General features: G+C 64.9%; 12 protein-coding genes and 1 pseudogene. 9 read left to right on the forward strand and 4 right to left on the reverse strand.

Annotation, left to right across the window (positions count from 1 at the left end):
* Positions 1-24 precede the first annotated feature (24 nt).
* The 6 genes from J2X98_RS17985 (at position 25) to J2X98_RS18010 (ending at position 3,874) form a co-directional block, all read left to right on the forward strand.
* The gene (locus tag J2X98_RS17985) at positions 25-660 is read left to right on the forward strand and encodes a GNAT family N-acetyltransferase (protein ID WP_306971309.1); all 636 of its coding nucleotides are present in this window, start codon (positions 25-27) and stop codon (positions 658-660) included.
* A gap of 176 nt (positions 661-836) precedes the next feature.
* The gene (locus tag J2X98_RS17990; RefSeq protein ID WP_306971313.1) at positions 837-1,400 is read left to right on the forward strand and encodes a recombinase family protein; all 564 of its coding nucleotides are present in this window, start codon (positions 837-839) and stop codon (positions 1,398-1,400) included.
* A 572-nt stretch (positions 1,401-1,972) separates the two neighbouring features.
* Positions 1,973-3,028 carry a DUF4192 domain-containing protein gene (locus J2X98_RS17995; protein WP_306971308.1) on the forward strand — a complete coding sequence of 352 codons (1,056 nt, stop codon included), beginning with the start codon at positions 1,973-1,975 and terminating at the stop codon, positions 3,026-3,028.
* 220 nt (positions 3,029-3,248) lie between these two features.
* Positions 3,249-3,440: a hypothetical protein gene (locus J2X98_RS18000; protein WP_306971307.1), complete on the forward strand. Its 192-nt coding sequence runs from the start codon at positions 3,249-3,251 to the stop codon at positions 3,438-3,440.
* A 3-nt stretch (positions 3,441-3,443) separates the two neighbouring features.
* Positions 3,444-3,599: a hypothetical protein gene (locus J2X98_RS18005; protein WP_306971306.1), complete on the forward strand. Its 156-nt coding sequence runs from the start codon at positions 3,444-3,446 to the stop codon at positions 3,597-3,599.
* Positions 3,596-3,874, forward strand: coding sequence for a hypothetical protein (locus J2X98_RS18010; protein WP_306971305.1), 279 nt, complete (start codon positions 3,596-3,598; stop codon positions 3,872-3,874). Before J2X98_RS18005 ends, J2X98_RS18010 begins: the two co-directional genes overlap by 4 nt.
* Positions 3,875-4,133: 259 nt before the next feature.
* Here J2X98_RS18010 and J2X98_RS18015 read toward each other — a convergent pair whose 3' ends face one another.
* Complete coding sequence (locus J2X98_RS18015) at positions 4,134-4,541, reverse strand: recombinase family protein (protein ID WP_306971304.1); 408 nt, start codon at positions 4,539-4,541, stop codon at positions 4,134-4,136.
* Between the two features lie 241 nt (positions 4,542-4,782).
* A complete protein-coding gene (locus J2X98_RS18020; RefSeq protein WP_026821179.1) occupies positions 4,783-5,976 on the reverse strand; it encodes an alcohol dehydrogenase catalytic domain-containing protein in 1,194 nt (397 codons plus the stop codon).
* Between the two features lie 148 nt (positions 5,977-6,124).
* Between J2X98_RS18020 and J2X98_RS18025 the strand changes: the two are divergent.
* Together J2X98_RS18025 and J2X98_RS18030 are read left to right on the forward strand one after the other, a co-directional pair.
* A pseudogene (locus J2X98_RS18025) lies at positions 6,125-7,020 on the forward strand (IS5 family transposase).
* A 133-nt stretch (positions 7,021-7,153) separates the two neighbouring features.
* On the forward strand, positions 7,154-7,444 hold the full coding sequence (locus J2X98_RS18030; protein WP_306971303.1) for a hypothetical protein: 291 nt from the start codon (positions 7,154-7,156) through the stop codon (positions 7,442-7,444).
* An 82-nt stretch (positions 7,445-7,526) separates the two neighbouring features.
* Here the strand turns inward: J2X98_RS18030 and J2X98_RS18035 are convergent, their stop codons facing one another.
* Both J2X98_RS18035 and J2X98_RS18040 read right to left on the reverse strand, forming a co-directional pair.
* On the reverse strand, positions 7,527-7,946 hold the full coding sequence (locus J2X98_RS18035; protein WP_306971302.1) for a DUF6262 family protein: 420 nt from the start codon (positions 7,944-7,946) through the stop codon (positions 7,527-7,529).
* Positions 7,936-9,636 (reverse strand): tyrosine-type recombinase/integrase, encoded by a 1,701-nt coding sequence (locus J2X98_RS18040; protein WP_306971301.1) that lies wholly within the window; start codon positions 9,634-9,636, stop codon positions 7,936-7,938. The genes J2X98_RS18035 and J2X98_RS18040 overlap by 11 nt, the downstream gene beginning before the upstream one ends.
* A gap of 904 nt (positions 9,637-10,540) precedes the next feature.
* On the opposite strand from J2X98_RS18040, the gene J2X98_RS18045 reads away from it, so the two are divergent.
* Positions 10,541-11,893: an ATP-binding protein gene (locus J2X98_RS18045; RefSeq protein WP_306971300.1), complete on the forward strand. Its 1,353-nt coding sequence runs from the start codon at positions 10,541-10,543 to the stop codon at positions 11,891-11,893.
* The last annotated feature ends 524 nt before the right edge of the window (positions 11,894-12,417 follow it).

Below are 12,417 nucleotides of genomic sequence, written 5' to 3' on the forward strand. Positions count from 1 at the left end.
TCCCCAGCTGACATGATGAGAAGCATGGCTGCTTCCCGTCCCGATCCTCAGGCGCGCCTTGAAGGCACCGTCGTCGTTCTTCGCGAGCTGATCGAGAAAGACCTCCCGGCTCTATTCACAGCTATCGGAAGACCCGAGATATTCGCTGGCGGCTGGGGTGGAGGTATGGGGGCTTATCGCGAGGACTTCGCGCAGTGGTCGGAGTTTCTGAGGCAATGGCTGCCCTGGCAACAAGGCAACGTGTACGCCGTGTGTCTGCGTTCATTGGACGACAGGGTTATTGGAACCACCACGCTCGGCGATTTCGACTTGAAAAATGAGTCTGCGCACATCGGCTGGACGGCTTATTCCCCAGACGTTTGGGGCAGCGGGGTGAACGCTGACGCCAAGCGGCTCCTGCTAAATACGGCCTTTACCCATGGATTTGAGCGGATCCGGTTGCAGGCCGACGTACTAAACGTTCGGTCGCGGGCGGCGATTGAGCGGATCGGCGCCCAAGAAGAAGGCGTGCTCAGACATGTCCAACGGCGTGCGGATGGCAGTTGGCGTGACACAGTCATTTATTCTGTTCTGCGCGAGGAATGGCCCCATGTACGCAGTGTTATCGATGAGCGTTTGGCGGGCCGGCCGGCGGACCCCAGCTATACCCCTTCTCCGTAAGCCGATCCTCTACTGAGCACTGCCCCCGTTGCGATTCAGCTGAGGCTATGCGACAAATAGCGCCGTGAAAAGGCCGCCATTTACCGCGAAAGCCACACCAGAACGGTGTGTCGTGTTCCATGAGCCGTGTCCGAGAGCTATGTCCTGTCACGCACCTTGGCGGTACAGTTCCCGGCATGCCGGCTGTTGGTTATGCACGCGTGTCCACCCGGGAGCAGAATCTCGACGGTCAGACCGACGCGCTCGAGGCCGCCGGGTGCGAGAAGGTCTTCATCGAACACGCCGCCGGAGTCCTGGCGAAACGGCCGGCTCTCGAGGATGCACTCGACTACCTGCGCGCCGGCGACACCCTCGTCGTCACCAAACTCGACCGGCTCGGCCGGTCGGTGCGGAACCTCAAGGAAGTCGTCGACGGACTTGAAAAGCGGGGCATCGGCTTGAAAGCCCTCTCCCAGGGCATCGACACGACCACGCCTGGTGGCCGATTGTTCTTCCACATGCTCGCCGCGATCGCGGAGTTCGAACACGACCTCATCGTCGAACGCACAAAGGACGGCCTGGCAGCGGCCAGAGCCCGAGGCCGCAAGGGCGGCGGTCGGTTCAAGATGACACCGACCAAAGCCCGTCAGGCACGAGCCATGTACGACGAAAAGACGTACACCGTGCAGCAGATCGCCGAAACGTGCGGGGTGTCCCGCGGCACTATATACCGCCATCTCGGCGAGAACGTCAGGGCATAGAGGCGGACGACCGGCGCAGCGTCCAGGACAAAGGACCCGTCCCCACCGATGTGGTCGCAAAGCGATGGTCATACCTTCGTCTGAACGTCGAGGACGAGATCCCCTTGGCAGCGATTGCCAGCGACAGCGACATCTCGCGGCGCACAGCGCTGGACGCTGTGTAATGGTCCTCGCTTCGCTCGGGCTGTAAAGCACTTTTCTTATTTTGGCTGCTGTCCCAAGGGATTCTACGTGTCCGCTCGGGCCCGTCAAGCCCCTCCTTCGTCAGGGCCTGCGGCACACGAAATTCCCTGCGGCGCTCCTTCGTCGCTGACTTCCTCCGGGAATTTCCCGCCCCTTGCCCTGCGGGTAGACAGGCCTCCGTCGGCCACAGCTCCGCAAGCTTCGCCAGCAGCCAAAACAACGGGGGTGAGGGGACGCTGGCCGGTCACCTAAGCCGCCCCACCATCGGCAGACAACTTGGTCCGCACCCGATTCCAGCCGCTTGACAGACATAGAAGCGTCGGGGGAGGGGCCAACTGCCGGCCTCACCACAGGCCCCGAACCCACACCGCAACCATGAGGAGCACACCGTGAACGACCACATCACCGTCAGCACTGCTGCCGATATGCTCGCCTACTTCCCGCACTCCCTCGGCTTCGAGCCGCGCGAATCGTTTGGCTTCATCTCCCTGCAGGGCGCCAAGGTTAACGCTTCACTGCGGATGGACATTCCGGACGAGTCAGTCAACCCGACCGACTACGCGCAGACGGTCACCCACTATCTGCTCTCGGACGAGGGCGCGACCGGATTCCTGATGTTGGTTTACACCAACGAACCTGCCGCGGACCCGGCCCCCGGAGCCAAGCCATACAGCGACTACGCAAAGGCAATCAGCACCGAGGCCGAAAAAGCAGGCCTGAGCCTGCGGGGCGGCTGGCTGATCACCGATGCAGGGTGGACCACGTACTTCTGCGAGGACCCGGCGTGCTGCCGGATGCAGCCGCTGAGCAGCATCCGGGACAGCGCCGTGAACGCGGAACTGGTCTACCGCGGTTCGGTGAAGCGGGCCGACCGGGCAACCGTTCCGGCCTTTACCGGCAGCGAGAGCACCCACGCGGACATCTGGGAAACGGCCGCCCGGTATCCGATGATTGATGGACTGGACTTCGATCACCCGGACATGCGCGAGGCCCGCCGGGCATGGCACGAGGCACTGGGCACCACACCGGAGGAACCCGAAGCCGTGGAACTGCTGGCAGCCTTGCAGTGCAAGCCCATCCGGGACCGCATCTTCGCCGACGCTATCTGCCCCACCGAGGACCCGACGACCTACATGCAGGTGATGATCGGACGGTTCGAGGGACGGCCGGACTGGTCCCGTGTGGAGGCCACCGAGGACTTGCTGATGCACCTGCTGACCTTTGCACCGAGCGATACGCGGACCCCCGTGTTCTGCTTCCTTGGCTGGCTCCGCTGGTACAAGGGACAGTCCTCCCTTGCCGCCGCATACATCGCCCAAGGACTGGAGGAGGACCCCACCCACCGGCTGGCACTGCTGCTGATGCAGCTGCTGAAGTTGGGAACAGTTCCCGAAGCGGCCAAAAAGCCCAGCACCTCCTACCCGGCGTCATTCAACCGCCGCTAGAAAGTACCGGGGGAGCGGGGCCGGAATCCTTACCAAGGGATTCCGGCCCCGCTGCCGTGCGCCCAGAATCGCCTGGGTGCGCGGGCGGCGGCCTCCGCCGCACGCTCCCCCCGGCCGCCGCCATGACACGCTGCGCGTCCACCCCACCCAGCCCAGTGCACAAACGCGCCGGCCGGTACAGTGGGCCCATCAGGACCGACCCGATCCCAGGACACCACCCATGCAAAGCCCTGACCTCACCCATATCTCCGCCATCACCTACCGACCCGCCGCCGATACCGCGCCGGCAGGCTCAGACACTGCCGCCGAAGCGCACCTGGCCCATGCCGCAGCCGCGTACCCTCCGGCAGCAGCCGGCCCCGCGGACCTCACCTGGGCGTCTGAGACAACCCGCGACGTCCTGGACAGCTAGGTCGTGGACCTGCTGGCCGCCGAGAACGTCCCGCAGCTGGCGACCACGATCCCCACCCGCGAGAGCTTCAAGCACACCCACGGCACCTACCCCACCCGCACCGCGCTCGGCCCCTGGATCCAGGTCGCCGAGGAGATCCAGGAGATAAGCCGCCCGTGAGCACCAAGCCCACCCCCGGCGCCGCCCGCGGCCGTCGCACACCCGCCCCGGCCACTCCGACCGACGGCCCGGACATGACCCTGGCCTACGCCGCCCACGCACAGGCCGCCACCGAGCCCATCAAGGCCACCTCCATCCGCCTGCCCGAACGCCTGCACAAGCACCTGCGCCGGCACAGCGTCGAGGCCGGGGTACCCATGTCCCAGCTGATCATCCAGGCCATCAAGCCCAGCACCCCGAACAGTGACCGCACTACCGCAGTAACGCAAGCGTGAATGCGGTACTGCGGTAGTTGCACTGCTACCCCGGTCTGAGCAAGGGTGGGGGCTACCGGGTGGCCGCGCGCGGCCCGGGCGGAAGTGAAATGCCCGCGCCCCCTATATCGATCAAGACAAGGGCGGGGGCGCCCACACTAGAACGGGAGAACAGGCGGCTCACTCACTGTCGCGGCCCTTAAAGAAGGACATCGCGACGGGTCTCACCCTACGGGGAAGAACCGACCCGAACCGCGGACATCCACAGGGCGCGGGCCGTTCAGGGCTGGCCGGCCTTGGTGGTGTCAAGTGCCTTGTAGATCGTGGGCCGAGAGACTCCGAACGAGTGTGTCACAGCAGCCACGGGCTGCCCTCCGGCCACCGCGGCCCGGACCGCGGCGGTCTTCTCCTCATCCAACTTCGGCTTCGGCCCCGGACGCCGTCCGGCCGCACGGGCCCGGGCCACGCCCTCGAAGGTGCGCTCACGCAGCAGATCCCGTTCCCACTCGGCCAGCATCAACAGCATGTTCAGCATCAGCCGTCCCGAGGCCGTGGAGGTGTCCAGGTCCACGTCCAACGCCTGCAAGCCGATCCCCCGATCAGCCAGGGCCTGCACGGTGCGCAACGCATCCGGCAGGGACCGGCCAACCGGTCCAGACGCATGACGACGAGGGTGTCCTCCCCACACGCAGGATGGCCGGTCGCACTGATCCTCTACGGTCGAGACGGCGGGGATGTCACACCGTCATCGGCAACGGCATGCACATCTCGGCCCGGTGCATCCTGGGCATCGCGCTATTGTTGGGCATCGTGACGACGCCGCCAGAGCGGACCGGGCACCCATGCGGCACCGCGCACCCCACTTTGGCGGAGTGCGCGGTGCGGTGGAGAACCACCCAGACTGAGCCTGACGAAACAGGCGGCGTCGCTCAGCGGGCGATCATCCCGTGGGGGTCGATGACGAACTTCTCCACGGAGCCCTGGTCGAACTCCGCGTAGGCCTGGGGTGCCTCGTCCAGGCTGATCACGCGCGGGTTGACCATCTCCGTCAGGTACGGCATCCGGTCCCACAGGATCGACATCATCAGCTGGCGGTTGTAGCGCATGATGGGCGCCTGGCCGCCGATGATGTGGGGGGACTTGATCCAGGCCTTGCCGAAGTCCACCGGGAAGGTGCCCTCCTGCTCGGCCTTCGTCTCCGCGATCGGGTCCGGCCCGTAGATGCCGATGATGCCCGTGGCTCCGCCCGGACGGGTGATGTCCAGGACCTGGTTCACGGCGGCGATCGGCTGCATCTCATCGGCCGCGGAGCCCAGGCCGTGGGCCTCGGAGCCGACGTAGTCCACCGCGCAGTCCACCATCGGCTCGCCGAGGATGTCGTTCACGGCGTCCTGCAGGTTCTCCGTGGCGGAGAGGTCGATAGTTTCGCAGCCGTGCTTGCGTACCAGCTCCAGCCGCGAGGCGTCCTGGTCGCCCACGATGATGCACGAGGCGCCCAGCAGCCGAGCGGCAGCCGCGGCGCACCGGCCCACGGGGCCGGCACCGGCGATGTAGACGGTGGAGCCGGGCTTGGCGCCGGCCGCCATGAGACCGTGGAACGCCGTGGGGAGGATGTCCGAGAGCACGGCCAGATCCAGGATCTTCTCCATAGCCTGCTCCTGGTCCGGGAAGCGCAGCAGCTGGAAGTCGGCGTACGGCACGAACAGGTACTCGGCCTGTCCGCCCTGGAAATCGCCCAGATTGAAGCCGTAGGCGGCGCACGCCTGCTCCGGGTTGGCGGTCTCACACACCTCGGTGCGGCCGGCGCGGCAGTTGCGGCAGCGGCCGCAGGCCACGTTGAACGGCACGGAGACGAGGTCACCCTCCTTCAGGAACTGGACGTCGCTGCCGACCTCCAGCACCTGGCCGGTCATCTCGTGACCCAGCACCATGCCCTCGGGCACGGGGAAGGACCCGCGGTAGATGTGCAGGTCGCTGCCGCAGATGTTGGTGGCGACGATCTTGAGGATGACGCCGTGCGGGGCGGCGGAGCCGTCGGGCATCTCCAGCTTGGGGAAGTCCAGCTCGTCGACGCGCACGTCCTTGATGCCGTGGAATGCCACGGCGCGGTTCTTGGTGGTCATGGAAACTGTTCCCTTTCTGTCTCCAGCGCGGCCCCTGACGGAGCGGGAGGAGGGGCGAACCCGAGGGGGAGTCCCGGTCCCGGGCTATACGGAAACACTAGGGCGTGTCTGACAAAAAATCCAGGGGCCCACTGGCACCTTGGAAGGCATGTCCCGGTTCCACATCCTCTCTGATGCTCAGTGGGAGCTGATCGCCCCGATGCTGCCTACTCGCACGGGCCGGCAGGGCAGGCCGTTCTCGGATGCGCGGATGATGGTTGAGGCCATCATCTGCCGGTACCGGTGCGGGATCGCCTGGCGCGATCTGCCCAAGGTCTTTGGTCCGTGGCAGACCGTGTGGACCTGGCATCGACGCATGGCCGAAGAAGGCACCTGGGACACGGTGCTGGCAACACTGACCGCCGCCGCGGACGCGGAAGGCCTGATCGACTGGTCGGTGGCGGTGGACTCCACGATCGCCCGGGCACATCAGCACGCCACGAACACCACCCGCCACACAGGGGAATGGATCGAACTACAAGAATCCGCGTGAAGAGCCGGCCGATCACGGCATCGGACGTTCTCGCGGCGGGCTGAGCACGAAGATCCATCAGCTCGTCGACGGTGCAGGGCTGCCACTGGTCAGCCTGATCACCCCTGGCCAAGCAGGAGACTCGCCCATGCTGCTGCCGCTGCTGGAACAGCTGCGTGTGACCCGGCCGGCAGGTCGGCCCCACACCCGCCCGGACGCGGTCCTGGGCGACAAGGCGTACTCATCACGGGCGATCCGCACCCATCTGCGCACTCGTAGCATCAAGACCGTGATCCCCGAGCCGGCGGACCAACAGGGCCACCGGAAACGCCGGGGCTCCCACGATGGGCGGCCCGTGGGCCTCGACGCGGCCGCCTACAAAGGGCCGCAACGTCATCGAGCGCCAGTACGCCCAACTCAAGCAGTGGCGCGGGCTGGCAACCCGGTACGACAAGTACTCCACCGTCTACCGGGCTGCCGTGGTGCTGAACGCGGTGATCGCGTGGTCCAAACGATTGTCAGACACGCCCTAGGTGTTGTGGGTTATGACATTGGTGACACGCTACTGAAGGCTGGTGGGGAGCCCAAAGGGGGAGCTTGAGGCCATTCACCTTTGGATGAGTACCCTCGCCTTCGGTACTCGGTCGACGCCGGTAGGGTCGATGCATGCCCTTTGACCTGCCGCGCCGATCTCACGTGTTCGTGGATGAGTCCAAAGCAGGCAGCTATTACCTTGCAGCCGCCGTGGTCCCGCCCTCCGGCGTGACGGCCGCGCGGTCGGCCATCAAAGGACTCCGGCACAAGGGCAGCTCGGCGGTGCACTTCAAAAGTGAGCGGGACGCCACACGGCGTTCCTTCCTCAAGGGCGCTGCGTCGACCGGAGTGAAGACCGTGGTCTACATCGTTGACGGACAGCCCGTTCGTTATCTTCAGTCCGGGCGCCGAGCCTGCGTCTGACGTGGGCTTTTGTGTTGTGGACGGTGTCTTCGACGCAGCTGCCTGACGCGTTCGCTCTGGTTATTCGGCGTCGGATTGTTGTTCATCCGTAATGTTCCGGAGCTGCAGTGCTGCCTTGTCCCTGCTGGTTTGCCCGCTGGTCGCCGAGTGCATGGGCGAGCCGACGACGGAGCTTGTCATTTTCCTCGGTGAGCCTGCGGACGCGTTCGTTGGCTGCCTGTAACCGGGCCAGCAGGGATGCGTCGGAGGCCCGCTGGCTGGCGGGGATCGCTGGCACGGGCGCACGCCGGGTAGCTGCACGAAGCCTTTCGATTTCCGCGCGGAGATCGGGCTGGGTATAGAGAAAGGCCCGGGAAACGCCAGCGTGGCGGGCGACGGCGTCGAACGAAACAGCGGCGCCGCTCTTGTCGAGTTCTCTGAGCGTCCGGATCGTTTTGGACCGGGCGAGCTCATGACGCCCGCGGGCCGTGGCGGCGAGGTGCCTGGCGTTCTCAGCTGGCATCGGCTGTCCTCTCGGAGCGGACGGCATCGTCCTCGAGCGTGCCGATGATGGTGCCGAGGTTCTCGGCGACCTGCCGGTTCATCTCCGCCAGCCGGGTCTGGCCGCGGGCTTCGGCGGCACTGATGATCTGCAGGACCTGGGTGCGGTGTTCGCGGTGCTGGGGCAAGAACTCGCCGGTGGTGATGAACATCGGACAAGTCAGGCAGGCGTTTGCGTGCGGGCATGTCTTTTGGACGGGGAGGCCGCAGAATCCGTTAGGCAGGGCCTGGGTGACCCGGCCGAGTCGCTGCTTGGCCCAGGCTGCCTCGGCCAGTGTGCTCTCCGGGTCCAGGACGACGGTGGTGCCGCTGATGTCGATCTTCCGCGCGGTCTCCCAATGGCGGCGGATGGTGGTGTCGTGCAGGCGGGCGTAGTGGGCAGTCATCTGCGGTGAGTCGTGGTCGAGGATGCGGCGGACGACTTCCTGAGGGACGTCCTTGTTGATGAGGCGGGTTCCCAGCGTGTGGCGCCATTGGTGCGGGGTCAGCTGGACTGGCCGGCCGTGTTCGTCGCGGATCTCGCAGCGCTCCAGCCACCGGTAGAGGGCGCCCCGGTAGGTGCTGCTACTCATCGGCTGGAGCCCGTCCGGGTTCTTCAGCAGTCTCGGGAAGAGCCTTGGCGACCGCCCGACGCTGGTCTGCCGTGCGGTGATCAGGGCGTGGAGTTCCTCGTCGATCGGGACCAGTGCCTCGCGTTTCATCTTGTGGTTGAAATAGCGCAGATACGGTGCCCGGTCCGCGTCGAGGACGATGCAATCGCGTTCCAGTTTCAGACCGTCATTCACACGCAGTCCGCAGCGGATCAGGATCAGCGTCGCCAGCCGGTGCGCGTCGTCTTCGAAACGGTGAAGATTATCCGGATGCTCGATCTGGGCCATGACATGTTCGGCCAAAGCCCGTGGGGGACGTTCGGACCGTTTGGGATAGTCGGTGCTGAACAGCATCGCCGTGGCGGGCAGTGTGGCGTCCCATGCATGCGTGCGGATGGCCGTGAGGAAGGCGTTGAGTTGGCCGATCTGGTCGCCGTGGCGTTGCCGGCCGGCCATCTCGGTCTGCAGGTCGGCCAGGTAGTGTTCGATCACCGTCCGGTCAACGCCCCCCAGCGACGCGACACCCGTCCGATGGCAGAAGCGGGCGAAACGGATCAGGGAGCGCAGCCCGCGGCGGACAGTTTCCAGCACCAGCCCGGTGGACAGCTGCCAGCGCACCCACCGTTTGACCAGGTCCCGTAGCCACGGCTGCGGAATCGGGTCGAAGCTCAAGGTGGGGTTGCCTTCGAAGCCGAGCCGGCGCAACTGCCACACGTCCCGGCCGTATTCGCCTTCCCAGCCTCCGGCCTGGGCAAGGTCCTCGATCCGCCGGCGCGCGTAGAGCAGCAGCGCACGGGGATTGGAGTCCTTCGGTGCAGGCCGGCCGATGCTGGTCCTCCAGTGGTCTTCGGTGCATTCCAGCAATGATGAGCCCGCCGTCTCCCGGAGAAACCTCACGACCTGCATCACCACCGCCGGAGGCGTTTTGGTGCTGCGGTCAGCCCGCCTGCACTGCAGCGCATACTGGAGCTCGAGTTTGAGCTGCGGCGCCAGCCCGTTTAGCCTGACAACCTGGTCTGCGAGCACTACGGCCGGGTTGAACCTGCCGAGGAACTCTTCCAACTCGGGCCGCCCGTTGGCCCGCCACGTGGAATTATGGGCATGGCAAAGCGGTCCTGCCGCCTGGGGCCACAACACACAGTGTGTGACGCGGCAGACGGCCCCGGCTTCCGGCTGTTTGACCGCCGGTGCGGTTCCAAGCCAGGTGTCCAATTCGGGTCGGCCGCTTCGATCCCACCGCTGAGCATGCAGGGTGCACATCCCGGACCGTGCGGAACCATAACCGCACCCGTCGACCCGGCAAACCATGTTCGGCTGTTGCCGCTTCCACCGTGGGTCGGTCGCGGCGATGAAGGTTTCCAGCTCCGGCCGCCCGGCGTTCTGCCACCGCAGGTGATGACCGGAGCAAAGTCCATAACCCGCCCGTCCCGCACGTCCGCAGCCGCCGACACGGCAAAGACTGGAACCGAAAATCGGATCGTCGGCAGCGAAAATCAGGGTGTCGGAGCGGAACTGGGGTGGCTTGTGAATTCGTCAAATATCCAACGTTAGGCGTTAATGCATCCGAAGATGTACGTGAAAATCCACAGATTGACAACCTGTGCCCCACGGTAGGACAGTCGAAGTTTTCCATGGTGGGATGCTGACAAAAGGTAATCATGACTGAGTTCACGACGACGTTACAAGCGTTTGAGATAGCACGGGTGCGAGCGAGTATTGCTCAGCACGAGGAGACGCGGCTATTGCATATGGCTATCTATGATGCCCGCGAGGCTGGTATGTCAGTGCGAGAGGCTTCGACGGCACTTCGGGTGCCGAAGAGCACGGTCGCGGACGCCGAGGATAAGATGAGGCGAAGACCACTCCATCGCTGATTGCTGGCGTACCGGTGGTCTCGCCAGTCGCCCTTAGCCGAAGGATGCACCGTGACAACAGCTAGCTCGATCGACGGTCGCCTTTTCAGTACTTGGGATCAATCGATGCCCCCTTCGTCCCGGGCTCCTTCGTCACCACGGGGCACTCATCCGGCCTGCGCCACATCGGACTCATCGACCACGTCACCCTCACCGACACCGGCGCGCTCTCCGGCGAAGGTCGTGTGCTGGGGTCAATCGACGCAGACGGCAACCTAACCACATCACGTGCGAGCCCATTCTTCGAGACTGCGCTTCTGAAGGCGACGGCTGACGAGATCGAGTCGGTATACCAGGCGGCCGGTGCGACGCTTGGCGTGGGCACACTCGTGGAAACGCCCGAGATCGAGGCAAAACTCATTCCTAGCAGATTCAACCGACACACATTCTGGTGTGGGCAGAGTGGCTCAGGCAAGACCTATGCGCTCGGCGTCGTACTGGAACAGCTCTTGATCCACACGGCATTGCCGATGGTCATCTTCGACCCCAATGCCGACTTCGTACGTCTCCGCGACTTGCGCTCAGACAGCCAGACCGACGCGCATCGCGCTCTCCGGGGCCGCGACATCCGGGTCCTAAGACCCGGTGGACAGGGTCCGGAAGCCCTCCGAGCACGCTTTCGAGATTTTTCCATGCAATCAAGAGCAGCGGTCCTCCGTCTCGACCCCATAGTCGACAGGGACGAGTACAACGTGCTCACACGGGTCACCGGCGACAAAGACATAGACCGTGAGGGGATCCTGCCAGCGCTGCGTGCCAACGATGATCCTGCAGCGGATCTGCTCATCAAGCGGGTCGAGAATCTTCGGATGGCCGATTGGACCGTGTGGGCCCATGGTGGTGCAGACGTGAACACCGTCCTGGATGAGCGACCCGACGCGACTGTGCTCGACATCGGAGGCTTCGCCTATCACCCCGGCGAGAAGCTAGTCATCGCCCTCGCCGTTCTCGATGACCTGTGGGCGAAGCGCGAAGCCCGCAGGCCGATCCTCATCGTCATCGACGAGGCACACAACCTGTGTTCACCTGATAACGACAGCCCCCTGCATCGGGCCGTGCGCGAGCGGATCATCCAGATCGCCGCCGAAGGCCGCAAGTTCGGGTTGTGGTTGCTGCTGTCGACCCAGAGGCCCTCCAAGATCCATCCGAGCATTCTCTCCCAATGCGACAACCTGGCGCTGATGCGAATGAGCTCGCCCGTGGACCTTACGGAACTTGCAACCGTCTTCGGGTTCGTTCCCCCGTCAATGCTCGCCCGTTCGCCCCGATTTCAACAGGGTGAAGCCCTCTTCGCCGGCGGCTTCGTGCCGGCGCCGACTCTGCTCAAGGTTCAAGACCGTCTCACCCACGAGGGCGGCTCAGACGTGGGCGTGCCCCCTGCGTTGATGTCCCCACCCACCGACTGACCTGGGGACAGCCGACGTGTGACGGGCACCGCCGACGCTGAAACTAGTCGGGGTAGCCCCGTCACCAAGGCCCGAACCGGGACGGTGTGCCGCAAACTCATCCAGGTTCCGGCGCGCATCGCCACAAGGGCCAGGAAAATCCGGCTCCGCATGCCGGTGGCTTGGCCTTGGCAACCCGAATGGGAACGGGTCTTCACAGCCATCCACGCCCCACCCCACGTGGCATGGGAACCGTTCATCGCGCCTTCACCGGCGAAGCTGGGAAACCACCGTGGAACATCCACTGGCAGCGAGGCCGGCCAGCCGTGCCCAAAACGAAACCGCCCCCGACCGCAGAAATCAAACGACGGTCAGAGGCGGATCGGTGGATTCAGGTTAAGAACTCACCACGGGTGACTGGTTCCAGCGTCGAAGCGCGGGCACCAATTTTGGCTTCCTCGCCTCGGCGCCTATAAGAAATATTCGTCACTTTTCAGGCTGGAATGAGGTACCCCGCCGTGCATTGGAGACCTTTGGAAGCCTCT

Origin of the sequence: Pseudarthrobacter enclensis, from assembly GCF_030811655.1 — a bacterium.
Taxonomy (GTDB): domain Bacteria; phylum Actinomycetota; class Actinomycetes; order Actinomycetales; family Micrococcaceae; genus Arthrobacter; species Arthrobacter enclensis_A.

Bases quoted from the DNA above. Each gene is read 5' to 3' on its own strand.
- J2X98_RS17985 (WP_306971309.1), top strand. From the start codon at position 25: ATGGCTGCTTCCCGTCCCGATCCTCAGGCGCGCCTTGAAGGCACCGTC.
- J2X98_RS17990 (WP_306971313.1), top strand. From the start codon at position 837: ATGCCGGCTGTTGGTTATGCACGCGTGTCCACCCGGGAGCAGAATCTC.
- J2X98_RS18000 (WP_306971307.1), top strand. From the start codon at position 3,249: ATGCAAAGCCCTGACCTCACCCATATCTCCGCCATCACCTACCGACCC.
- J2X98_RS18020 (WP_026821179.1), bottom strand. From the start codon at position 5,976: ATGACCACCAAGAACCGCGCCGTGGCATTCCACGGCATCAAGGACGTG.
- J2X98_RS18030 (WP_306971303.1), top strand. From the start codon at position 7,154: ATGCCCTTTGACCTGCCGCGCCGATCTCACGTGTTCGTGGATGAGTCC.
- J2X98_RS18035 (WP_306971302.1), bottom strand. From the start codon at position 7,946: ATGCCAGCTGAGAACGCCAGGCACCTCGCCGCCACGGCCCGCGGGCGT.